We start from the raw sequence: 21,934 nt of genomic DNA, 5'->3' as shown, positions 1-21,934 counted from the left end.
CGGCGGGCCCGGCGCTAGAATAGCGGGACCGTTGACGACAAAGGGACAAGGTTATCATGCGTACGTTAAATCGCTTGCTGCTGGTCAGTTTGATTGCAACCGTACCGTTGGCCGCGATCGCCGCGGATGATGCGCCGTCAACGGAGCCGGAAGTTACCATCAACACGCACACCGAAGGCGACAAGGTCATTCAGGAATACAGCCGGAGCGGTTTCGTGTATGCGATCAAGGTCACGCCGAAGGGCGGCAAACCGTATTTCCTGGTGCGCGCCGATGGCACGGACGCGAACTACATCCGTTCCGACCAGCCGGATATGCTGATTCCGTCGTGGGAAATCTTTACCTGGAAGTAGGATTCCCGACTTTTTAATCGGCGCCGCCTGATCGCGGCGCCCGAACTGAGCAGTTTTTAACCATGTCTGTGTTCACCCCCCTGGCTCGGCCCGAGCTGGAAACCTTTCTCGCCCCTTACGGGCTTGGCCGTCTGCTTGATTTCCAGGGGATCGCCGCCGGCAGTGAAAACACCAACTTTTTTATCAGCATGGAGCAGGGCGAATTCGTCCTGACCCTGGTCGAGCGCGGCCCGGTGCAGGAGATGCCGTTTTTCATCGACCTGCTCGACGTGCTGCACGAGGCCGATCTGCCGGTGCCGTACGCGCTGCGCACCACCGACGGCGTGGCCCTGCGTGAACTCAAGGGTAAACCGGCATTGCTCCAGCCGCGCCTGTCCGGCAAGCACATCAAAGTCGCCAACGCCCAGCATTGCGCGCAGGTTGGGGAGTTGCAGGCACATCTGCACCTGGCGACCCAGGGCGAGCGCATGATCAAGCGCAAGACCGACCGTGGCCTGGACTGGATGCTGGAAGAGGGCAGCGCGTTTCTCTCGCACCTGAGCGATGAGCCGCGCGCTTTGCTGCAAAAGGCTCTGGACGAAATCACGCAACACAAAGAGAAAATTCTCGCGCTGCCACGGGCGAACATCCACGCCGACCTGTTCCGCGACAACGCCATGTTCGAAGGCACGCACCTGACCGGGCTGATCGACTTCTACAACGCCTGCTCCGGGCCAATGCTGTATGACGTGGCGATTGCCCTGAACGACTGGTGTTCGGACGAGGAAGGCTTGATTGACGGGTCGCGTGCCCGCGCATTCCTCGGTGCCTATGCGGCGTTACGGCCGTTCACGGCAGCCGAGGCCGAGCTGTGGCCGACCCTGCTGCGCGTGGCGTGCGTGCGGTTCTGGCTGTCGCGGTTGATCGCCGCCGAGCAGTTTGCCGGACAGGACGTGCTGATTCACGATCCGCAGGAATTCCAGCAGCGCCTGGCACAGCGTCAGCAGGTGCACACGCCGCTGCCTTTCGCCCTCTGAGATCAAAGGCTCGCCGCCTTCTGCCGCGCCTGCACAGTCATCACTGCAGGCGTTGCCGAAGGCGGCGATGTTTTTCTCTGGGGGTTACAACGATTCCAGGCAGCCGGCCAGATCGTTGCCAAGCTTCTCCAGCACCTGCTCATAGCCCTGAGCTGTCGCCGGCGTATAGCCGCCCAACGCATCCAGCTCCGCCAGCTTCACCGGCAGGCCCGCCACCAGGGTTTCCGCCAGGCGTGGACGCAGTGGCGGTTCGCTGAACACGCAGGTCTTGCCGACTTCCTGCAACCGTGTACGCATGGCCGCGACATGCTGGGCGCCCGGCTGCACTTCCGCGGCGACGCTGAACACGCCGGCATGCTTGAGGCCGTAGGCGTCTTCGAAGTAGTCGAAGGCTTCGTGGAAGACGAAGTAGGGCTTGCCTTCAACACCGGCCAGACGTTTCTTCAGGCGCTCGTCGAGAGCATCCAGGCGCTGATCGAAGGCTTTGGCGTTGCTCTGGTAGCGCTCGGCGTTGGCCGGATCGGCGGCGCTGAGGTCGGCGGCCATTTTCTCGGCGATGACCCGCGCGTTGACCGGCGACAGCCACAGGTGCGCATCGAGGCTGCCTGGACGGTGGTCGTGGTCATGTTCGTCGGCTTCTTCGGCGTGGGAGTGGCTGTCCTCGGCGAAGCGCCGCAGCTTCATCCCCGGCAGATCCTGCACGGCGACGCTCGGCAGCGTCCGGCCGTTGAGCACGCGCGGCAGGAAACCTTCCATGTCCGGACCGATCCAGTACAGCAAGTCGACCGCTTGCACTTTGCGTACGTCGGACGGGCGCAGCGCATAGTTGTGCGGCGAAGCGCCGGGCGGCAACAGCACTTCCGGAATCGCCACGCCGTCCTGCACGGCGGCGGCAATCAGTTGCAGAGGCTTGATGCTGGTGAGGACGCGAACGTCGGCCTGGGCCTGACCGATCAGCAGAAAACTGGCGATAAAAGCCACAAAAACAGAAAAAAGTCGGGACACGATGACCACTCAATGAGGCGAGAACGGGTAACATAATAACGTCTCTAACCAAACTCGTCGCCGCTCATGCCTATTACCCCGATTGCCAGCCGTCCCCACGACCACTCCCATTGCGTGCACAGCGCCCTGTCCGAGGCCGATGCCTTGTGTGCACAGAAGGGCCTGCGCCTGACCGCATTGCGGCGGCGGGTGCTGGAATTGGTCTGGCAGAGCCACAAGCCGCTGGGCGCCTACGACATTCTGGCGGTGCTCAGCGAGCAGGACGGCCGTCGCGCCGCGCCGCCGACGGTGTACCGCGCGTTGGATTTCCTCCTGGAAAACGGCCTGGTGCACCGCATCTCGTCGCTGAACGCCTTCGTCGGCTGTGTCCACCCGAAACATTCGCACCAGGGCCAGTTCCTGATCTGCCGCGAATGCCACGCCGCCATCGAGCTCGAGCAGAAGACCATCAGCGACGCCATCGTCAACAGCGCCAGGGACGTCGGTTTCATCGTCGAGGCCCAGACCGTCGAAGTGGTCGGACTCTGCGCCGGTTGCCAGGGGGCCTGATGAACGACGCGCTGATCCGTCTGCAGCAGGTAGCCGTCAGGTTTGCCGGGCAGAACGTGCTGGACAACATCGACCTGAGCGTCGAGCCGGGGCAGATCGTCACCCTGATCGGCCCCAACGGCGCCGGCAAGACCACCCTCGTGCGGGCCGTGCTCGGCTTGTTGAAGCCGGACAGCGGCAGCGTCTGGCGCAAGCCGAAACTGCGCGTCGGCTACATGCCGCAGAAACTCCACGTCGACCCGACTCTGCCACTCTCGGTGCTGCGCTTCCTGCGCCTGGTGCCGGGTGTCGACCGTCCGCGCGCCCTGGCGGCGCTCAAGGAGGTCGGTGCCGAACACGTCATCGATAGCCCGGTACAGAGCGTTTCCGGCGGTGAGATGCAACGCGTGCTGCTGGCCCGGGCGCTGCTGCGCGAGCCGCAACTGCTGGTGCTCGACGAGCCGGTGCAGGGCGTCGACGTCGCCGGGCAGGCCGAGCTGTACAGCCTGATTACCCGACTGCGCGACCGGCACGGCTGCGGGGTGCTGATGGTGTCCCACGATCTGCACCTGGTGATGAGCACCACGGATCAGGTGGTGTGCCTCAATCGCCATGTCTGCTGCTCCGGGCACCCCGAGCAGGTCAGCGGCGATCCGGCCTTCGTCGAGCTGTTCGGCAATAACGCGCCGAGCCTGGCGGTCTATCACCATCATCACGACCACGCCCACGACCTGCACGGTTCGGTGGTCAAGGCGCCCGGTGCGGGCCATACCCACGTCCATGGAGATAGCTGCAAGCATGGCTGATTTTCTGTTCTACGCCCTGCTTGCCGGTCTGGCGCTGGCGCTGGTGGCCGGGCCGTTGGGCTCGTTCGTGGTCTGGCGGCGCATGGCCTATTTCGGCGACACCCTGTCCCACGCGGCGTTGCTCGGCGTGGCCCTGGGCTTTCTGCTGGATGTCAGCCCGACCGTGGCGGTGACGGTCGGCTGCCTGCTGCTGGCGGTGCTGCTGGTGACCCTGCAACAGCGCCAGCCGCTGGCATCCGACACATTGCTGGGGATTCTCGCGCCGAGCACGCTCTCGCTCGGGCTGGTGGTACTAAGCTTCATGCATGAAGTGCGGATCGACCTGATGGCCTATCTGTTCGGCGACCTGCTGGCGATCAGCCCGACCGACCTGGCGTGGATTCTCGGCGGCAGCGCCGCGGTGCTGGTGCTGCTGGTGACCCTGTGGCGCCCGCTGCTGGCGATCACCGTGCACGAAGAGCTGGCGCGGGTCGAAGGCCTGCCGGTGGCGGGCCTGCGCATGGCGCTGATGCTGCTGATCGCCGTGGTGATCGCGGTGGCGATGAAAATCGTCGGGGTGTTGCTGATTACCTCGTTGCTGATCATCCCGGCGGCTGCGGCACAGCGTCACGCCCGCTCGCCGGAGCAGATGGCAGTGGGCGCGAGCCTGCTGGGCATGCTCGCCGTGGGTGGCGGGCTGGCGTTGTCGTGGTTCAAGGACACCCCGGCGGGCCCGTCCATCGTTGTGACGGCCGCCGCACTGTTTCTGCTGAGTTTTGTTCTGCCCCGTCGAGGGGTGTAGACTTGCTCGTTTTTTGCGCAAATAGAGAGTCGCAGGAATGAAGCCGTTCGCCTCCCGTTATCTGCTCCTTGTCGCATTTTCCGTGCTGCTGGGCGCCTGCCAAAGCACGCCGCCGGTGGCCGAAGCCCCCGACGCGCGGGCCACGGCCATCGCACAGCTGGAGCAAAGCCTGGCCAGCAGCGAACTGGCCACCGCCGAAGACCAGTTGGCTGCGTTGCAGGCTGAAACGCCCAACGACCAATCCCTTGAGCAATACCAGCGGCAACTGGCCGAAGCCTATCTGCGGCGCAGCCAGATCGTTCTGCAGAAGGGCGACGTCAACGCTGCCGCGACGGCGTTGAGCCGTGCCCGCGCGTTGATGCCCAAGGCCCCGGCGCTGACCGGTGGGGTCAACGGGGCGATCACCGAGGCGCGCAAGGCCGAGCTGGAAAAGGCCGAAGCCGCGCTGCAGGCCGCTGAAGCCAAGCCGAAAGCCAGGGTCATCGACCCGACTGCCGAGAGCACGACGGTGGCGCTGAATATCAGCGACAGCCGCAAACTTCGCCGGCAACTGGATGCCATCGCCGCCGATGTGGTGAATTATGAATGTGCCGTGAGCATTCAGGCGCCACGTACCCAGGACTACCCTTGGCTGGCGACGCTGCTGAGCAAGCGGGTGAAGAAACTCAACCCGGATTTCGAACTGCAGATCGACAAGCAGATCCTGCGCACCGTGCCGGCGCAGATGGTTCTGAGTCCGCGTAAACCCTGAAAGCTTCGCGAGCAGGCCCGCTCCTACAGTGGGGTTTTCTGTGAACACAAATCCTGTGATCGACGGAAATCCACGGTGGGAGCGAGCCTGCTCGCGAAAGCAGCCTCAGCTCCAGTAAAGCGCCTTACGCCGGAATGGCCTTGGCCTTAGGCTCCCGCGCCCAGACCCGGTGCTGGCCGATCGCCGCGAAGAACGGCTTGGTCAACCCCGGTACATCCTTGCCCTGCAGCAACCCGTCGTCCGCCTCCAGCTTCAACAGATCCTGCAACTGCTTGGCATCGCCATGCAGGGCAATGGCCTTCAGATGCTTGTACGCCTCCAGCAGGTAATGCAACGCCACGCCGTCGCCGCTCAACGCCTTGATCGAATCCGCGCCACCCGGCACGAACACCGCATCGAAGATCACCGACGGCATGCCTTCCATGGAGGCATCCACCGCCAAGGTCTTGCCGTCGGCGGTTTTCACTGGCGCTGAGGTCGGCCCCAGCAGCTTGGCGTGCGCACCTTCTGCCGCCAAGGCCTTCTTCATCGCGTCAATCGCCGCACCATCGACGCCGTTGGCGGCCAGAATCGCCACTTTGCGCGTCTTGATGTTTTCCGGCAGCAGATTGGCCTGGCTCAGCGCCGGCGAATGATCGAACGAGGTCTTGCGCACGTCGACCGTGCCTTTGCTCGGTGCCGGCAGGCCAAGGTTGGCGGCTACGCGTTTGGCCAGTTCCAGGTCGATGTTGGCCAGGATCTCATTGACCTCCCGGGCGCGGATGAACTCACGCTCGACCTTGCCCAGTTCGAAGCTGTAGGCGGCAATGATGTGTTCCTTCTCATGGTCGCTCATGCTGTTGAAGAACAGGCGAGCCTGGGAGAAGTGATCGCCGAACGACTCGCTGCGCTGACGGATCTTGTGGGCATCGATGCGCTCCGGATAGCTTTCGAAACCACCGTCCTGCGCTGCTGGCGGCGTTTCCTTCGGCCAGCCGCCGTCGATCGAGTTCGGCTCGTAGGACGCGCGACCCTTGTCGATCACGGTGCGATGCTGCGCGTCGCGCTGGCCGTTGTGGAACGGCGCGACCGGGCGGTTGATCGGCAGCTCATGAAAGTTCGGCCCGCCGAGTCGGCTGATCTGCGTGTCGGTGTAGGAAAACAGCCGACCTTGCAGCAGCGGGTCGTTGGAGAAGTCGATCCCCGGCACGATGTGGCCCGGGCAGAAGGCGACCTGCTCGGTTTCGGCGAAGAAATTGTCCGGGTTGCGGTTGAGGGTCATTTTCCCCAGTGGCGTGATCGGGACGATTTCTTCCGGGATCAGTTTGGTCGGGTCGAGAATGTCGAAGTCGAAATCGTGCTCGTTTTCTTCCTCGATGATCTGCACGCCCAGTTCCCATTCCGGGTAGTCGCCCATCTCGATGGCTTCCCAGAGGTCGCGACGGTGGTAGTCGGTGTCTTTACCGGCAAGTTTCTGCGCCTCGTCCCAGACCAGCGAACAGGTGCCGGCGGTCGGCCGCCAGTGGAATTTGACGAAGCGCGATTTGCCCTCGGCATTGATCAGGCGGAAGGTGTGCACGCCGAAGCCCTGCATGCTGCGCAGGCTTTTCGGGATCGCCCGGTCGGACATCGCCCAGATCACCATGTGCGCCGATTCCGGCACCAGCGAGACGAAGTCCCAGAAGGTGTCATGGGCCGAACCGCCGGTAGGGATTTCGTTGTGCGGCTCGGGTTTCACCGCATGGACGAAGTCGGGAAACTTGATCGCGTCCTGAATGAAGAACACCGGCATGTTGTTGCCGACCAGATCGAAGTTGCCTTCGTCGGTGAAGAACTTCACCGCGAAACCGCGCACGTCACGCACGGTGTCGCCGGAGCCGCGTGGGCCCTGCACCGTGGAAAAGCGCACGAATACCGGGGTTTTCTTCCCCGGGTCCTGCAGGAAACCGGCCTTGGTCAGCTCGGCGTGGTTTTCGTAGCTCTGGAAGAAGCCGTGGGCGCCGGTGCCACGGGCGTGGACGATGCGCTCCGGAATCCGCTCATGGTCAAAATGCGTGATTTTTTCACGCATGATGAAGTCTTCTAGCAGCGAAGGGCCGCGCGGACCGGCCTTGAGGGTGTTCTGGTTGTCGGCGATCTTCACGCCCTGGTTGGTGCGCAGGGCCTGGCCGGTGGCGTCGGAGCGGAAGGTCTCCAGGCTCTCGAGTTTGGCATTGGTGTTGGCGCGATCCGGGGTGTCGGTCCCGGCCAGCTCACTTTTCGACGGGGCAGGTTTTTTCGTACTCATCAGTCATGGACTCCTGGTTTGTCCCGGACGGCCCGGGACGCTTGAGCTTTTCCCAGGCACGGCACCCAGGGTTTTCAAGTCGCTTACTTAGTGACTGATGAGCGATTTGGGCGTTCCTTTTTTATGACCTTTGATCTTGTTATTGCCAAATCGAAGGTTATTCGCGAAATAAATGCTAAGAACCTCTATACGGACAGGCTAAAATGCGCGCCCGGCTAACCGCTGACCCTTTTTCAACGCGCCCCACAAGGTTCGCTACGTGATCGAGTTTCAAAACGTCCACAAAACTTACCGCGTCGCCGGTAAGGACATCACCGCGCTGCACCCGACCAGTCTGTCGATTGAGAATGGTCAGGTTTTCGGCCTGATCGGCCATTCCGGTGCGGGAAAAAGTACCCTGCTGCGTCTGATCAATCGCCTGGAAGACTCCAGTGGCGGCAAGATCATCGTCGATGGCGAAGAAGTCACCGCGCTCGACGCCAACGGCCTGCGCCGTTTCCGCCAGCAGGTCGGGATGATCTTCCAGCACTTCAATCTGCTGGCCTCCAAGACCGTGGCCGACAACGTTGCGCTGCCGCTGACCCTGGCCGGCGAGCTGTCGAGCAGCGCGATCGACCAGCGCGTGGCCGAGTTGCTGGCGCGGGTCGGTCTGTCCGACCACGCGAAAAAATACCCGGCGCAGCTGTCCGGCGGGCAGAAGCAGCGCGTCGGCATTGCCCGCGCCCTGGCGACCAAACCGAAGATTCTGCTGTGCGACGAGGCCACCAGTGCCCTCGACCCGCAGACCACGGCGTCGGTTTTGCAGCTGCTGGCCGAGATCAACCGCGAGTTGAAGCTGACCATCGTCCTGATCACCCATGAGATGGACGTGATCCGTCGCGTCTGCGATCAAGTGGCGGTCATGGACGCTGGGGTAATCGTCGAACAGGGTTCGGTGGCCGAGGTGTTCCTGCATCCCAAGCACCCGACCACCAAGCGTTTCGTCCAGGAAGACGAGCAGATCGACGAAAGCGAACAGCGCGATGACTTCGCTCACGTGCCGGGGCGCATCGTGCGTCTGACCTTCCAGGGCGAAGCGACCTACGCGCCGCTGCTCGGTACCGTCGCCCGGGAAACCGGCGTCGACTACAGTATCCTGGCCGGTCGTATCGACCGCATCAAAGACATTCCGTACGGGCAGTTGACCCTCGCCGTCACCGGTGGCGACATGGACGCGGCGTTCGCCCGCTTCACCGCCGCTGACGTTCACATGGAGGTGCTGCGTTGATGGAAGCGCTGATGAGTTTCTTCACCAATATCGACTGGTACGAAATCTGGCTGGCCACTGGCGACACCCTGCTGATGCTCGGTGGTTCGCTGCTGTTCACGGTTTTGCTCGGCCTGCCGCTGGGCGTATTGCTGTTCCTCTGCAGCCCGCGGCAATTGCTGGAAAGCCGTGGCCTCTACGCATTCATGTCGCTGGCGGTGAACATTCTGCGTTCGTTGCCGTTCATCATTCTGCTGATCGTCATGATCCCGTTCACCGTGCTGATCACCGGCACGTCGCTGGGCGTGGCCGGGGCGATTCCGCCCCTGGTGGTCGGCGCCACGCCGTTCTTCGCGCGGCTGGTGGAAACCGCCCTGCGTGAAGTCGATCGCGGCATCATCGAGGCGACCCAGTCGATGGGTGCGACCACCCGCCAGATCATCGTCAACGCTTTGCTGCCGGAAGCCCGTCCAGGCATCTTCGCAGCGATTACGGTGACTGCGATTACACTGGTTTCCTACACGGCCATGGCCGGTGTCGTCGGTGCCGGTGGTCTCGGCGACCTGGCGATCCGTTTCGGCTACCAGCGCTTCCAGACCGACGTGATGATCGTCACCGTGGTGTTGCTGCTGATTCTGGTGCAAGTGCTGCAAATGGTCGGCGACCGTCTGGTCGTGCATTTCTCGCGCAAATAAGCGGTTTTTGTAAATCAAGAGATGAGCCGGCCATTCGCTGGCAGGCGCCACGACGGGCGCTTTGAAAAGGAGTTAGCTGAATGAAAAAACTGATTGTTGTCCTGGCGGCCGTTGCCGCGTTTTCGGCCCAGGCCGATGAAACCCTGACCGTTGCCGCCACCCCGGTGCCGCACGCCGAGATCCTCGAGTTCGTCAAGCCGGCCCTGGCCAAGGCAGGCGTGGATCTGAAGGTCAAGGTGTTCACCGACTACATTCAGCCGAACGTGCAGGTTGCCGAAAAGCGTCTGGACGCCAACTTCTTCCAGCACCAGCCGTACCTCGATGAGTTCAACAAGGCCAAGGGCACCAGCCTGGTGGCCGTGACGGGCGTGCACCTGGAGCCGCTGGGCGCCTACTCGAGCAAGATCAAGGACCTCAAGGACCTGCCGGGCGGTGCTAACGTGGTGATCCCGAACGACGCCACCAACGGCGGCCGTGCGCTGTTGCTGCTGGCCAAGGCCGGCCTGATCACCCTGAAGGATCCGAGCAACATCCTGTCGACCGTCAAGGACATCGCCCAGAACCCCAAGGATCTGAAAATCCGTGAACTGGAAGCCGCGACCATCCCGCGTGTGCTGACTCAGGTCGACCTGGCGCTGATCAACACCAACTACGCGCTGGAAGCCAAGCTCGATCCGTCCAAGGATGCGCTGGTGATCGAAGGCAACGACTCGCCTTACGTGAACATCCTGGTGTCCCGCGCGGACAACAAGGACAGCGACGCGATGCAGAAACTGGCCGCTGCGCTGCACAGCCCGGAAGTGAAGAAATTCATCACCGAGAAGTACAAGGGCGCGGTGTTGCCGGCGTTCTGATCAGACGATCTGATCGTGCCCCTGCTCTGCGTGGGCATGCATCCCCGGACGCTTTGCTTCCGCTGGGACGCAGAGCGTCCCTTTCTGCATTCCCACGCAGAGCGTGGGAACGATCGAAAACGAAAAAGGGGCGCATTGAATGCGCCCCTTTTTTGTTTGAATCACAGCCTTGGTGGGAGCGAGCTTGCTCGCGAATGCGGTGTATCAGTCGAGATATCCTGACCTGACACACCGCATTCGTGGGCAAGCCCGCTCCCACAGGGGATCTGTGCCGGTTTTACTTGCGGTTAAGCATCACCGGCAGTTGCGCCACCAGTTTGGCGTTGTTCAGCGGCGCACGAATGAATCCGCGCTGCGTGCCGTCCGGCCCGATCACCGCCAGATTGCCGCTGTGATCCACCGTGTAATTCGGCTTGCTGGTATCCGCCGGGATGAACGGGATGCTCACCGCATTGGCGACTTTCTGCAGTTCTTCCACCGAGTTCGGCGTCAGGCCGATGAACTGCGGATCGAAGTAACCCAGGTACTGTTTCAACTGCTTCGGGTTATCCCGGTTGGGATCGACGCTGACCAGTACGATCTGCAACTTATCCACAGCCTCCTTGGGCAGCTCGCTCTTGATCTGGCGCAACTGGGCGAGGGTGGTCGGGCAGATATCCGGGCAGAAGGTATAGCCGAAGAACAGCAGGCTCCACTTGCCTTTCAGCTCGTCGATGGCGACCGGCTGGCCGTCCTGGTCGGTCATCGTCACGTCCGGCAGGTTACGGCTCTGCGGCAGCAGGATGATGCCGGCGTCGATCAGCGCGGTGGGGTCGCCCTGGCCTTTGCCACTGAGCACTTTGTTGACGGTCAGTCCCAGGATCAGCGCGATCACGGCGACGAGGATGAAGACGGTTTTCTGGGTTCGAGTCATAGGTTCAACAGTAAGTAGTGGTCTACGAGCAGGGCAATGAACAACAGGAACAAGTAATAAATAGAGTACTTGAAGGTGTTGATCGCCGCGTGCGGCCGAGTGCCACGGTACAGCACCACGGCCCATTGCAGAAACCTTGCACCCAGCGCGAGCGCGCAGACCAGATAGAGCACGCCGCTCATGTGGATCACGTACGGCAGCAGGCTGACCGCGAGCAGGGCGAAGGTGTACAGCAGAATGTGCACCTTGGTGTAGTGCTCGCCATGGGTCACCGGCAGCATCGGGATGTCGGCCTTGGCGTATTCCTCCTTGCGATGGATGGCCAGCGCCCAGAAGTGCGGCGGGGTCCAGGCGAAAATGATCAGCACCAGCAGCAACGGCTCGGCGCTGACATGGCCGGTGGCGGCGGTCCAGCCGAGCAGCGGCGGGGCGGCACCGGCGAGGCCGCCAATGACGATGTTCTGTGGCGTCGCGCGCTTGAGGAAACCGGTGTAGATCACCGCGTAACCGAGCAGCGAGGCCAGCGTCAGCCACGCGGTCAGTGCATTGGTGAAAGTCAGCAGCAGCGCCTGGCCGAGCAGCGCCAGCACCAGGGCAAAGGTCAGCGCGGCGGCGGGCGACACCCGCCCTTCGGCCAGCGGCCGTTTGTGCGTGCGCGCCATCACCGCATCGATGCGCCGATCCACCACATGATTGACCGCCGCTGCGCCACCGGCGCACAAGGCGATCCCCAGGTTGCCGAAGATCAGCACCGTCCACGGCACCCCGGCGCGGGTCGCGAGAAACATGCCGACCAGCGAGGTGATGAGCATCAGCACCACCACTTTCGGTTTGGTCAGCTCCAGATAGTCACGCCACAGCGCCTGCGCGGGACGTTCGCCGATCAGAAGCGCCATGGCGTTTCTCCTTTAATGGTGATGGGTGCCGCCGCGTGTTTACCCGGGCTCAGGCGCCAGCGCGCCAAGGCGGGTTGGCGCACCCGCACCAGACTGGTTCGCGCGTGGTAATTGACCAGCACCATGCTCAGCAGCAGCGCCGCGCCGCCGGCGTTGTGCGCCACGGCCACCGGCAACGGCAGATGCAACAGCACATTGCTGATGCCCAGGGTGATCTGTGCGCCGAGGGCGATCAACACCAGCCCGGCGAGGCGGGTCATGCCGACGCCTTTCAGTTGCCAGGCCAGGCCGAGCAGCACCAGCGTCACCAGCAGTGCGCCGATCCGGTGGGTCAGGTGGATTGCCGTTCTCGCGTCGCTATCGAGCTGGCCGCCGAGGTAATTCGGGCCGATGTGCTGGGTCAGGTGAAAGCCGTTGGCGAAATCCGCCGGCGGCAGCCATTGGCCGTGGCAGGTCGGGAAGTCGATGCAGGCCACCGCCGCATAGTTGGAACTGACCCAGCCGCCCAGCGCAATCTGGCCGATCACCAGCAACAGCCCGGCAGTCGCCCAATACTGCAGGCGCCTGGGCACGGTCAGTGCCGGCAGCACGCCAGACAGGCGCAGGGTCAGCAGAAACAGCAGGCTCAAGGTGGCGAAGCCGCCGAGCAGATGCCCGGTGACCACTTGCGGCCAGAGCTTGAGCGTCACGGTCCACATGCCGAACGCCGCTTGCGCGAACACCACGGCAAGGAGAAACAGCGGCAATTTCAACGGCTGCCCGGGATGCCGACGATTGACCCAGGCGCGCCCGGCCAGCACAGCGATGAGCATGCCGAGGGTGCCGGCGAAGTAGCGGTGGATCATCTCGTTCCAGCCCTTGTGCGCTTCGACGGGCGCATCGGGGAAATGCAGTTCGGCATGGGCCAGTTGGGCTTCGCTTTTCGGCACGCTGATAAAGCCGTAGCACCCCGGCCAGTCCGGGCAACCGAGGCCGGCATGGGTCAGGCGGGTGTAGGCGCCGAGCAGCACCACGATCAGCGCCAGCAGGGTGGCGAACAGCGCGAGGCGAAATCCAGGTTTGGCCATGACGGTGTCCTCAGCCGATGTTCGACAGTTTCAGCAGGTGGCGCAGGTCGTTGAGCAGATCCTTGCCCTTCACACTCGGCTCGTAGCGCAGCACGAGGTTGCCGTGGGGGTCGATGATCCACAGTTGCGGGGTGGCTTTGGCGCCGCTGGCCTTGCTGAAGGTCGTGGCGTCCAGCGGATAGCGTTGCAGTTGCGGGTATTCGCGGCTCAGCTTGGCCTCGTAGTCGGCAGCCAGCGGTTGCGCGGCGGCGAGGGCGTGGCTGGCGCGCCCGGCATCGCGGCCGAGGCCGATCTGGATCTGCCGCGCGAGATAGACCAGTTGCTGGCAGTCCACCGCGCAATCCGTCGGCGCGGTCACCAGCATCTGCCAGCGCTCCTCGGCAGCCGTCACGCCGAGGTCGGCGCGGGTCTGGCCGTTACCGATCAGTTCGCCGTGGTAGCTGCGCCCCTCCGGTACCCAGAACTGCAATTTGTACATGCCGGTGGCGAGGATCATCGGGCCGACCACGCCGAGCACGATCAGCAGCAACTGGATACGTCCGCGCCGGCGACTGGCCGGGGCCTTGGCTTCAGACATGCTGGGTGGATTCATGGCCGCTCCCATGGTGTTTCTCCTTTGCGTTGTGCACGCCCAAATAGACATAGAGACCGAGCAGCGCGGTGGCCATGGCGAACCACTGCACGGCGTAGCCGAGGTGTTTTTCCGGGCCCATCGCGACCACCGGCCAGTCGGCCTGATAGCTGGCCGGGCCAGGTTCGGCGCGCACTTCATAGGCGAAGCCGTCGCGCTCGAGGGTTTTCCACACCTTCGCCGGCTCGACGGCGGTGATGGTCTGCGGCCAGTGATCGCTGGGCGGATCGGCGTGCAACTGGAAGGTCGCACCGGGGGCGACGTAGACCCAGGCATCGACATCGACCGCGGCGGCCGGGGTGTTGAATTGCGGCGCGACGCGGCGGTCCGGCCAGGGCAGCCAGCCGCGATTGACCAGCAGCCACAGGCCCGTGCGCGAGTCCTGCAACGGTTGCAGCAACTCGACGCCGACCTTGCCGTCACGCTGGCGGTTGTCCAGCAGCAGGCTGTGCGCGGCGTCGAACTGGCCGTGCAGGTGCACCCGGCGAAACGCCGGGTCGGCGCTGTGCAGCAACTCGCTGCTGGCCATCGGTGCGGCGGCGCGGCGTTCGGCGTAACTGGCGAGCAGGGCGGTTTTCTCGGCACCGCGGCCCAGTTGCCAGCAGCCCAGCGCCACCAGCAGCGGCAGCAGCAACGCCACTACCACGCTCGGCACGACGCCCGGGCGGAAGCGCTTCATGGCCGCGCCTCAAAGGCCGTGAGCGGGATCGCTATACTCAAGTGCATTGCCTGTCCCCCGGAGTCTTGCCATGCTCAAAGCAGCGATCGTCCTGATGCTGATTGCCACGGTGATCAGCCTGTTCAGCGGCCTGTTTTTCCTGGTCAAGGACGACAGCAGTTCCAATCGCCTGGTCATCGCCTTGAGTGTTCGGGTGGCATTGGCCGCCGTCACCGTCGGCTTGATCGCCTGGGGCTTCTACAGCGGCCAACTGGTGTCGCATGCGCCCTGGTAGCTGCAAGCCTCGAGCTACAAGCTGCAAGTTAGAAGCTTTACCGCTTTGGCTTGCAGCTGTTGTTAAAGCACGTAAACGAAGACGAACAAGCCGATCCAGACCACATCGACGAAGTGCCAGTACCAGCTCGCCGCCTCGAAGCCGAACTGGTGATCGGCATCGAAATGGCCCTTCATGATGCGCATCAGCATGACGAACAGAATGATCGTGCCGATGGTCACGTGGGCGCCGTGGAATCCGGTGAGCATGAAGAACGTTGCGCCGTAGATGCCCGAACCGAGGGTCAGGCCCAGTTCGTGGTAAGCGTGCATGTACTCTTCGGCCTGCAGGGCGAGGAAGCCGCAGCCGAGCAGCACGGTGATCGCCAGCCACAGTTTCAGCGCGCCACGATGGCCTTTCTTCAGGGCGTGGTGGGCGATGGTGATGGTCACGCTGGAGCTGACCAGCAGGATCGTGTTGATCAGCGGCAGGCCCCACGGGCTGATGACTTCCTTGGGTGGCGGAAACAGTTTCGGATCCGGGGTGTGCAGCAACGGCCAGGTGAACTGGAAGTTCGGCCACAGCATGTGCGCGATGCCTTTCGGGCCTTCGCCGCCGAGTGCCGGGCCGGAGACGTGCCGCACATAGAACAGCGCGCCGAAGAAGGCGACGAAGAACATCACCTCGGAGAAGATGAACCAACTCATGCCCCAGCGGAACGAGCGATCCAGCTGCGGGCTGTACAAGCCCGCCCGGCTTTCCTTGATCACGGCACCGAACCAGCCGAACAGCATGTACGCCAGCAACAGGCCGCCGACGAAAAAGATCAACGGGCCGTGGGATTCCGGACGCGCTGCCTTCAGATCGTTGAACCAGGTCGCCAGGCCGTACACGGTAATGACCATGCCGAAAGTGGCGACGATCGGCCATTTGCTCTGGGCCGGAACGTAGTAGTGCTCATGAGTTGGCATTTATTGTTCTCCTTATCGGGCACGCTCAACCGCCGGTGTTTGCAGCCACCGGAGGATGTCGGGCGGTGATATCGAACAGCGTGTAGGACAGCGTCAGGTGCTTCACGTCCTTGGGCATGTCGCGGTCAACGATGAAGCGCACCGGCATTTCGATCTGCTGACCGGGCTGCAGCACCTGCTGGGTAAAGCAAAAGCATTCGGTCTTGTGGAAATACGCCGCCGCGTTGCTCGGCGCGATGCTCGGTACGGCCTGGGCACTCATCGGCCTGTCGGTGGGGTTGCGGGCGATGAAGATCATTTCGTTCACCGCGCCGGGGTTGGCCGTGAGCTCGTCATGCTTGGGGTAGAACTCCCACGGCATGTCGACGTTGTTGGTCGACAGGAACTGCACCCGCACCTGGCGCGAGGCGTCGACGCTCTGCTCGCCTTCGTACTGCCCGGCGGTCTTGCCGTTGATACCGAAGGCCTTGCACATCACGTCGTAGATCGGCACCAGGGCAAAACCGAAGACAAACATCGCCACCACCACACCGAGCAGGCGGGTGACCAGTTTCTTCATCGAGATCGAGTCAGCCATGATTGTCAGCCTCTACCGAGATCCTCTGTGGGAGCGAGCCTGCTCGCGAAGCAGACAACTCGGTGCATCAGATGGACCGCGTCATCGTTGTTCGCGAGCAGGCTCGCTCCCACAGGGAGATTCGTGTTCATTTCACTTCCGGCGGCGTGGTGAACGTGTGATACGGCGCCGGCGACGGCACGCTCCATTCCAGGCCTTCGGCGCCATCCCACGGTTTGGCCGGTGCCGGCGCGCCGCCACGGATGGTTTTGATCACGATGAACAGGAAGAAGATCTGCGTGGCGCCGAACATGAACGCGCCGATCGACGAGACCATGTTGAAGTCGGCGAACTGCAGGTTGTAGTCCGGAATCCGCCGTGGCATGCCTGCCAGCCCCACGAAGTGCATGGGGAAGAAGGTCAGGTTCATGCCGACGAACGACAGCCAGAAGTGCAGCTTGCCGAGGGTTTCGTCGTACATGTGGCCGGTCCACTTCGGCAGCCAGTAATACGCCGAGGCGAAGATCCCGAAGATCGCCCCCGGCACCAGCACGTAGTGGAAGTGCGCGACCACGAAATAGGTGTCCTGGTACTGGAAGTCCGCCGGGGCGATGGCCAGCATCAGCCCGGAGAAACCGCCGATGGAGAACAGGATGACGAACGCCACGGCGAACAGCATCGGCGTCTCGAAGGTCATCGAGCCCTGCCACATGGTGCTGGCCCAATTGAACACTTTCACCCCGGTCGGCACGGCGATCAGCATGGTCGCGTACATGAAGAACAGCTCGCCCACCAGCGGAATGCCGACCACGAACATGTGGTGCGCCCAGACGATGAACGACAGGAACGCGATGCTCGCCGTGGCGTAGACCATCGAGGTGTAGCCGAACAGCGGCTTGCGCGCGAACGTCGGGATGATCTGGCTGACGGCACCGAAGGCCGGCAGGATCATGATGTACACCTCCGGATGGCCGAAGAACCAGAACACGTGCTGGAACAGCACCGGGTCGCCGCCGCCGGCGGCACTGAAGAAACTGGTGCCGAAGTGGATGTCCATCAGCATCATCGTCACGCACCCGGCCAGCACCGGCATCACCGCGATCAGCAGGAACGCGGTGATCAGCCAGGTCCAGACGAACAGCGGCATTTTCATCAGGGTCATGCCGGGGGCACGCAGGTTGAGGATGGTGGCGATCACGTTGATCGCGCCCATGATCGAACTGATCCCCATCAGGTGGATGGCGAAGATGAAGAACGTCACGCTTTCCGGCGCATAGGTGGTGGACAGCGGTGCGTAGAAGGTCCAGCCGAAGTTCGGCCCGCCACCGGGGGTGAACAGGGTCGACACCAGCAGCAGGAACGCCGCCGGCAACAGCCAGAAGCTGAAGTTGTTCATCCGCGGCAGGGCCATGTCCGGCGCGCCGATCATCAGCGGGATCATCCAGTTGGCGAGGCCGACGAACGCCGGCATCACCGCCCCGAAGACCATCACCAGGCCGTGCATGGTGGTCATCTGGTTGAAGAACGCCGGCTCGACGATCTGCAGACCGGGCTGGAACAGCTCGGCGCGGATCACCATGGCGAACGAGCCGCCGAGCAGGAACATGCAGAACGCGAACCACAGGTACAGGGTGCCGATGTCCTTGTGGTTGGTGGTCAGCACCCAGCGCATCAGGCCTTTGGCGGGGCCGTGGGCGTGGTCGGCATGACCGTGGTCATCGATTACAGCGCTCATGGCCGGTCTCCTTTACGTGAGTGGGCTGGGTTGGCCGGGGCGCGCTGCCCCGGCCGGTTCAGGAAATACGCGATGGACCGGCTCATTTGCTTTCCGCCTGTTTGAGCTCAAGCACTTCTTTTGGCGTGACCATGTCGCCCTTGTTGTTGCCCCAGGCGTTGCGTTCGTAGGTCACTACGGCGGCGATATCGACTTCCGACAGCTGTTTGCCGAACGCCGCCATGGCGGTGCCGGGCTTGCCGTGGAACACCAGGCTCAGGTGCGCCTCTTTCGGGCCGGTGGCAATTTTCGAGCCCTTGAGCGCCGGGAACATCGGCGGCAGGCCCTGGCCTTCGGCCTGGTGACAGGCGACGCAGGTGGTGTGGTAGATCTTGTCGCCACGTTCCTTGAGCTCGTCGAGGGTCCATTCCTTGCTGGTCAGCTCCTTGAGCTGCGCGGCTTCGGCCTTGCGCTCGGCCAGCCACTTGTCGTAATCGGCCTTTTCCTTGACGTCGACCACGATCGGCATGAAGCCGTGGTCCTTGCCGCACAGTTCGGCGCATTGGCCGCGGTACAGGCCGGGCTTGTCGATGCGCGTCCAGGCCTCGTTGACGAACCCGGGAATCGCATCGCGCTTGACCGCGAAGGCCGGCACCCACCACGAGTGGATGACGTCGGCGGAGGTGACGAGGAAGCGCACCTTGGCGCCGACCGGCAGCACCAGCGGCTTGTCGACTTCGAGCAGGTAATGCTCGCCCTTGGCTTCCTTGTTGTGGATCTGTTCGGCGGGGGTGGCCAGGTTGCTGAAGAACTCGACATCCTGGCCCAGGTATTTGTAGTGCCACTTCCACTGATAACCGGTGATCTGGATATCGATGTCCGGCTCACTGGTGTCGTACATGCGGATCAGGGTCGCGGTCGCCGGCACGGCCATCGCCACCAGGATCAGCAGCGGCACGACGGTCCAGAGAATTTCGACGGTGGTGCTTTCGTGGAATTTCGCGGCGACCTGCCCGGTGGAGCGGCGGTGCACCATCATCGACCAGAACATGGCGCCGAAGACGATGATCCCGATCACTACACAGATCCAGAAGATGGTCATGTGCAGGTCGAATACTGCGTGACTGATTTCAGTCGCTCCAGGCGCCATATTCACAGTCCAGGCCGCGTGGGCCGGGCTGAAAATCGACCACAACAGGAGGCCCATCCAGACGTGTGGATGTCGCATCATTGCGGGTTCCCCTTATCGTTCTTGTTATCCCGGAGGCGTAACGCCTGCGGCAAGGGAGCGGCTGCATCAGACTACGAACTTGAATCGCCGGGCCTTGCTGCGGGTGCAGTCGGGCGTCATCAGCTAACTCCATTCAATGGCGAGTATAGACAGCGGCGGAAAATTGCAATGCGATCGCGTAAATCATCTGAAACAGCTGGGACTTGCGTTCCAGCCCACGATTGGAGAAGGATGCAGACGAGTGGTGGCAAACCGATATAACGCCGGCGCATCAAGGATGAAATAATTATGACAAATGCGTCTTAGCATTTTTCGTAAGCCAGCTAAGTTATGTCTTCCCTATTTCATTGCCTTGTTCCCTGGAGTTTTCATGAACACCGCCGCATTGCGCGAGCAGATCCAAACAGCCCAACAGCACGAGAAAGAAACCGGCCTGCTGACCCGTCAGCTGGAAAGCAAGCTGCCTCATCTACACCCGGCGATCCAGTTGCCGGAAGCCGACGCCAATGGCGTGCTGACGCGTTTCGTCGCCGCCTACATCGATGAAGTACCGGACCTGCTGGACGCAGCCAATGAAGTCGCCAGGGAAGCGGGAATCGAATCGCAGATCAAACCGGTGCTGAAAATCGCCGAGCAGTATTTCCTCCAGCCGCCGGCCATCATGGCCGGGCATGTCGGCCTGGACAGCCTGCTGGACGAAGCCTACCTGGCGCACCGCTTTGTCGAAGAGGTCAACGACCTGTACATCAAGCATTTCGGCCAGCCACTGATCCCCTTGGACATGACGGTCGCCAATCTGATTGCTCACCAATTGATCGGTGAGGAATTTGCCAACCAACTGGACGAAGTGGTGCACCACGCCATCGACGAGATGCTCGATGACGACAGCTTTGCGCTGGAGTCGGTGGAAGCCTATCGCGAGAAACTGAGCAGCCCGGACACCGGCGCCGCGTGGAAACGCTGGCCGTGCATGGGACGCCGCCTGGGTGTGGGCCTGGAGCTGGATCAGCCTGCCGCGTAATCCGCGTTCCCGACCAATACCTGTGGGAGCTGGCTTGCCAGCGAAAGCGATGGATCAGTCAACATTTTCAGTGACTGAAAGACCGCCATCGCTGGCAAGCCAGCTCCCACAAGGTTTGTTTACAAGTGAGGGTTTCAGCCGGCCGCACCAATCCCGGTATTGGTCCGGACCCGCCCCTCAAGCCGTCGCTTCAAGCCGCGCGACTCGATCAGCAGTTTCGAGCCCTTGGCCGCATTGGCCCGGCCCCATTCTTCCAGCAACTCCAGACACGAATGGTCGATGTAGCTCAGGTTGTTGAGCGGCACATGCACCGTCGTGCCCGGCGGAATGCTGCCCAGTACCTGGGTCAGCGCCGGCACCTTGAGAAAGGTCGCCGCACCGACCAGGCGCAACTCCATTTCGCCATCCTGGGGCAGATCGATCAGGCTGATCTTCAGGCGCGAGGCCTTGAACGCCAGCTTCACCAGCGTCAGGCCGAAACCGATCAGTACCCCGGTCAGCAGGTCGGTGAAAATGATCGCCAGAGCCGTGGCGGCGTAGGTGAACATCGGCATCCGCCCATAGCGGCCCAGGCCACGGAAGGCTTTCAGGTCGACCAGTTTGAACCCGGTGTAGACCAGCACCCCCGCCAGACTCGCCACCGGAATGCTCTGCAGCAGGCTCGACAGCAGCAGGACAAACGCCAGCAGCCACAGGCCATGGAAAATCGTCGAGTAACGGGTGGTGGCACCGGCCTGGACGTTGGCCGAACTGCGCACGATGACACCGGTCATCGGCAGTGCGCCGACCAGGCCGCAGAGCATGTTGCCGACCCCTTGCGCGGACAGCTCACGGTCGAAATCCGAGCGCACGCCGCTGTGCATGCGATCCACCGCCGCCGCCGAGAGCAGGGTTTCCGCGCTGGCGATGAAGGCGACGGCGAACGCGGCGATCAGTAGGGTCGGGTCGGCGAGGCTGAGCAGGTCGGCCGGTTTCAGCCAATCGATGGCTTCGGCCAGATTGGCCGGCACCTCGACCCGCTTGACCTGCAAGGCCAGCAGCAGGCTGACGCCTGTGGCCAGACCCACGCCGAGCAGGGCGCCGGGCACGAAACGCAGCGCCTGCGGGCGAAACTTCTCCCACAGCCACATCACCGCGATGGTACCCAAGCCGAGCAAGCCCGCTTGCCAGCCGAACGACGGCAAGGCCTGCGCCACGGCGCCGGGGAAGGCCGTGAGGTTGTCCAGGCCGGAAGGTTGTGGCTTGGCATCGAGCATCACATGCACTTGCGAGAGCACGATCAGCACGCCGATCCCCGCCAACATGCCATACACCACGGCCGGTGCAGTCACCCGGAACCAGCACCCCAGCTTCAGGCGTCCGGCCAGCAGTTGCAGGAAACCGGCCAGCAGCAGGATCGGCCCGAGCATCTCGATGCCGTGCTGGCGCACCAGTTCGAACACCAGCACCGCCAGCCCTGCCGCCGGGCCGCTGACCTGCAACGGCGAACCCGCCAGCCAGCCGACCACCAGACCGCCGATGATCCCGGTGATCAGACCCTTGGCCGGTGGCAACCCGGAAGCGATGGCGATACCCATGCACAGCGGCAGGGCCACGAGGAACACAACCACCGAAGCCAACAGCTCCCGTGGCAGAACAGCTTTCAATTGAGCAGCACGCATGGTGATTCTCCCGAAGCTTTCTTCAGGCGTGGCGAGGCCG

Annotated in this window: 23 protein-coding genes; 11 read left to right on the top strand and 12 right to left on the bottom strand. The window is 62.9% G+C overall.

What is annotated here, in order from left to right; genetic code table 11:
• Positions 1–56 precede the first annotated feature (56 nt).
• Together QRN70_RS15045 and QRN70_RS15040 are read left to right on the top strand one after the other, a co-directional pair.
• Entirely contained in the window at positions 57–353 is a 297-nt protein-coding gene (locus tag QRN70_RS15045) for a DUF2782 domain-containing protein (RefSeq protein WP_285418790.1), read from the top strand.
• A gap of 62 nt (positions 354–415) precedes the next feature.
• Positions 416–1,369, top strand: coding sequence for a homoserine kinase (locus QRN70_RS15040; protein ID WP_285418789.1), 954 nt, complete (start codon positions 416–418; stop codon positions 1,367–1,369).
• Between the two features lie 84 nt (positions 1,370–1,453).
• Here QRN70_RS15040 and QRN70_RS15035 read toward each other — a convergent pair whose 3' ends face one another.
• A complete protein-coding gene (locus QRN70_RS15035; protein WP_285418788.1) occupies positions 1,454–2,374 on the bottom strand; it encodes a zinc ABC transporter substrate-binding protein in 921 nt (306 codons plus the stop codon).
• A 66-nt stretch (positions 2,375–2,440) separates the two neighbouring features.
• Here QRN70_RS15035 and QRN70_RS15030 point away from each other — a divergent pair, with 66 nt between their 5' ends.
• Genes QRN70_RS15030 through QRN70_RS15015 form a run of 4 tightly spaced genes read left to right on the top strand, consistent with a single transcriptional unit; the run spans position 2,441 to position 5,240 of the window.
• Positions 2,441–2,923 carry a Fur family transcriptional regulator gene (locus QRN70_RS15030; protein WP_285418787.1) on the top strand — a complete coding sequence of 161 codons (483 nt, stop codon included), beginning with the start codon at positions 2,441–2,443 and terminating at the stop codon, positions 2,921–2,923.
• Positions 2,923–3,708 (top strand): zinc ABC transporter ATP-binding protein ZnuC, encoded by a 786-nt coding sequence (znuC, locus tag QRN70_RS15025; protein WP_285418786.1) that lies wholly within the window; start codon positions 2,923–2,925, stop codon positions 3,706–3,708. The genes QRN70_RS15030 and znuC overlap by 1 nt, the downstream gene beginning before the upstream one ends.
• A complete protein-coding gene (znuB, locus tag QRN70_RS15020) occupies positions 3,701–4,489 on the top strand; it encodes a zinc ABC transporter permease subunit ZnuB (RefSeq protein ID WP_285418785.1) in 789 nt (262 codons plus the stop codon). Before znuC ends, znuB begins: the two co-directional genes overlap by 8 nt.
• A gap of 37 nt (positions 4,490–4,526) precedes the next feature.
• Entirely contained in the window at positions 4,527–5,240 is a 714-nt protein-coding gene (locus tag QRN70_RS15015) for a PA5502 family lipoprotein (protein WP_285418784.1), read from the top strand.
• A 124-nt stretch (positions 5,241–5,364) separates the two neighbouring features.
• Here QRN70_RS15015 and katE read toward each other — a convergent pair whose 3' ends face one another.
• A complete protein-coding gene (gene katE, locus QRN70_RS15010; protein WP_285418783.1) occupies positions 5,365–7,506 on the bottom strand; it encodes a catalase HPII in 2,142 nt (713 codons plus the stop codon).
• Positions 7,507–7,765: 259 nt separating this feature from the next.
• Between katE and QRN70_RS15005 the strand changes: the two genes are divergently transcribed.
• The 3 genes from QRN70_RS15005 (at position 7,766) to QRN70_RS14995 (ending at position 10,301) form a co-directional block, all read left to right on the top strand.
• Positions 7,766–8,773: a methionine ABC transporter ATP-binding protein gene (locus QRN70_RS15005; protein ID WP_285418782.1), complete on the top strand. Its 1,008-nt coding sequence runs from the start codon at positions 7,766–7,768 to the stop codon at positions 8,771–8,773.
• On the top strand, positions 8,773–9,447 hold the full coding sequence (locus QRN70_RS15000) for a methionine ABC transporter permease (protein WP_285418781.1): 675 nt from the start codon (positions 8,773–8,775) through the stop codon (positions 9,445–9,447). The genes QRN70_RS15005 and QRN70_RS15000 overlap by 1 nt, the downstream gene beginning before the upstream one ends.
• 80 nt (positions 9,448–9,527) lie before the next feature.
• A complete protein-coding gene (locus QRN70_RS14995; protein ID WP_285418780.1) occupies positions 9,528–10,301 on the top strand; it encodes a MetQ/NlpA family ABC transporter substrate-binding protein in 774 nt (257 codons plus the stop codon).
• Positions 10,302–10,578: 277 nt separating this feature from the next.
• Here QRN70_RS14995 and QRN70_RS14990 read toward each other — a convergent pair whose 3' ends face one another.
• From QRN70_RS14990 to QRN70_RS14970, 5 genes are read right to left on the bottom strand one after another with little or no spacing between them, the layout of a single operon-like run.
• Positions 10,579–11,214 (bottom strand): SCO family protein, encoded by a 636-nt coding sequence (locus QRN70_RS14990; protein ID WP_285418779.1) that lies wholly within the window; start codon positions 11,212–11,214, stop codon positions 10,579–10,581.
• The gene (gene cyoE / locus QRN70_RS14985; protein WP_285418778.1) at positions 11,211–12,110 is read right to left on the bottom strand and encodes a heme o synthase; all 900 of its coding nucleotides are present in this window, start codon (positions 12,108–12,110) and stop codon (positions 11,211–11,213) included. The genes QRN70_RS14990 and cyoE overlap by 4 nt, the downstream gene beginning before the upstream one ends.
• Positions 12,098–13,177 (bottom strand): COX15/CtaA family protein, encoded by a 1,080-nt coding sequence (locus tag QRN70_RS14980; protein WP_285418777.1) that lies wholly within the window; start codon positions 13,175–13,177, stop codon positions 12,098–12,100. The genes cyoE and QRN70_RS14980 overlap by 13 nt, the downstream gene beginning before the upstream one ends.
• 10 nt (positions 13,178–13,187) lie before the next feature.
• A complete protein-coding gene (locus tag QRN70_RS14975) occupies positions 13,188–13,781 on the bottom strand; it encodes a PA_0111/PP_0108 family redox-active disulfide protein (RefSeq protein WP_285418776.1) in 594 nt (197 codons plus the stop codon).
• On the bottom strand, positions 13,747–14,487 hold the full coding sequence (locus tag QRN70_RS14970) for an SURF1 family protein (RefSeq protein WP_285418775.1): 741 nt from the start codon (positions 14,485–14,487) through the stop codon (positions 13,747–13,749). The genes QRN70_RS14975 and QRN70_RS14970 overlap by 35 nt, the downstream gene beginning before the upstream one ends.
• Before the next feature lie 70 nt (positions 14,488–14,557).
• On the opposite strand from QRN70_RS14970, the gene QRN70_RS14965 reads away from it, so the two are divergent.
• Positions 14,558–14,761, top strand: a complete 204-nt coding sequence (locus tag QRN70_RS14965; RefSeq protein ID WP_285418774.1) for a twin transmembrane helix small protein — start codon at positions 14,558–14,560, stop codon at positions 14,759–14,761.
• Positions 14,762–14,823: 62 nt separating this feature from the next.
• Here the strand turns inward: QRN70_RS14965 and QRN70_RS14960 are convergent, their stop codons facing one another.
• The 4 genes from QRN70_RS14960 to coxB all read right to left on the bottom strand — a co-directional run bounded on the left by QRN70_RS14960 (position 14,824) and on the right by coxB (position 19,212).
• Positions 14,824–15,711, bottom strand: coding sequence for a cytochrome c oxidase subunit 3 (locus tag QRN70_RS14960; RefSeq protein ID WP_285418773.1), 888 nt, complete (start codon positions 15,709–15,711; stop codon positions 14,824–14,826).
• Between the two features lie 25 nt (positions 15,712–15,736).
• Entirely contained in the window at positions 15,737–16,288 is a 552-nt protein-coding gene (locus QRN70_RS14955; protein WP_285418772.1) for a cytochrome c oxidase assembly protein, read from the bottom strand.
• A gap of 127 nt (positions 16,289–16,415) precedes the next feature.
• Entirely contained in the window at positions 16,416–18,002 is a 1,587-nt protein-coding gene (gene ctaD, locus QRN70_RS14950) for a cytochrome c oxidase subunit I (RefSeq protein WP_285418771.1), read from the bottom strand.
• A gap of 82 nt (positions 18,003–18,084) precedes the next feature.
• Complete coding sequence (coxB, locus tag QRN70_RS14945; protein ID WP_285418770.1) at positions 18,085–19,212, bottom strand: cytochrome c oxidase subunit II; 1,128 nt, start codon at positions 19,210–19,212, stop codon at positions 18,085–18,087.
• 370 nt (positions 19,213–19,582) lie between these two features.
• Here coxB and QRN70_RS14940 point away from each other — a divergent pair, with 370 nt between their 5' ends.
• Positions 19,583–20,233: a hypothetical protein gene (locus QRN70_RS14940; RefSeq protein WP_285418769.1), complete on the top strand. Its 651-nt coding sequence runs from the start codon at positions 19,583–19,585 to the stop codon at positions 20,231–20,233.
• A 134-nt stretch (positions 20,234–20,367) separates the two neighbouring features.
• On the opposite strand, the gene QRN70_RS14935 is transcribed toward QRN70_RS14940, so the two are convergent.
• Positions 20,368–21,894 carry a SulP family inorganic anion transporter gene (locus tag QRN70_RS14935; protein ID WP_285418768.1) on the bottom strand — a complete coding sequence of 509 codons (1,527 nt, stop codon included), beginning with the start codon at positions 21,892–21,894 and terminating at the stop codon, positions 20,368–20,370.
• Between the last annotated feature and the right edge of the window lie 40 nt (positions 21,895–21,934).

The sequence above is a fragment of the Pseudomonas sp. efr-133-TYG-5 genome (assembly GCF_030209175.1).
GTDB lineage: Bacteria > Pseudomonadota > Gammaproteobacteria > Pseudomonadales > Pseudomonadaceae > Aquipseudomonas.
This window is presented reverse-complemented; position numbering and strand designations above follow the sequence as displayed.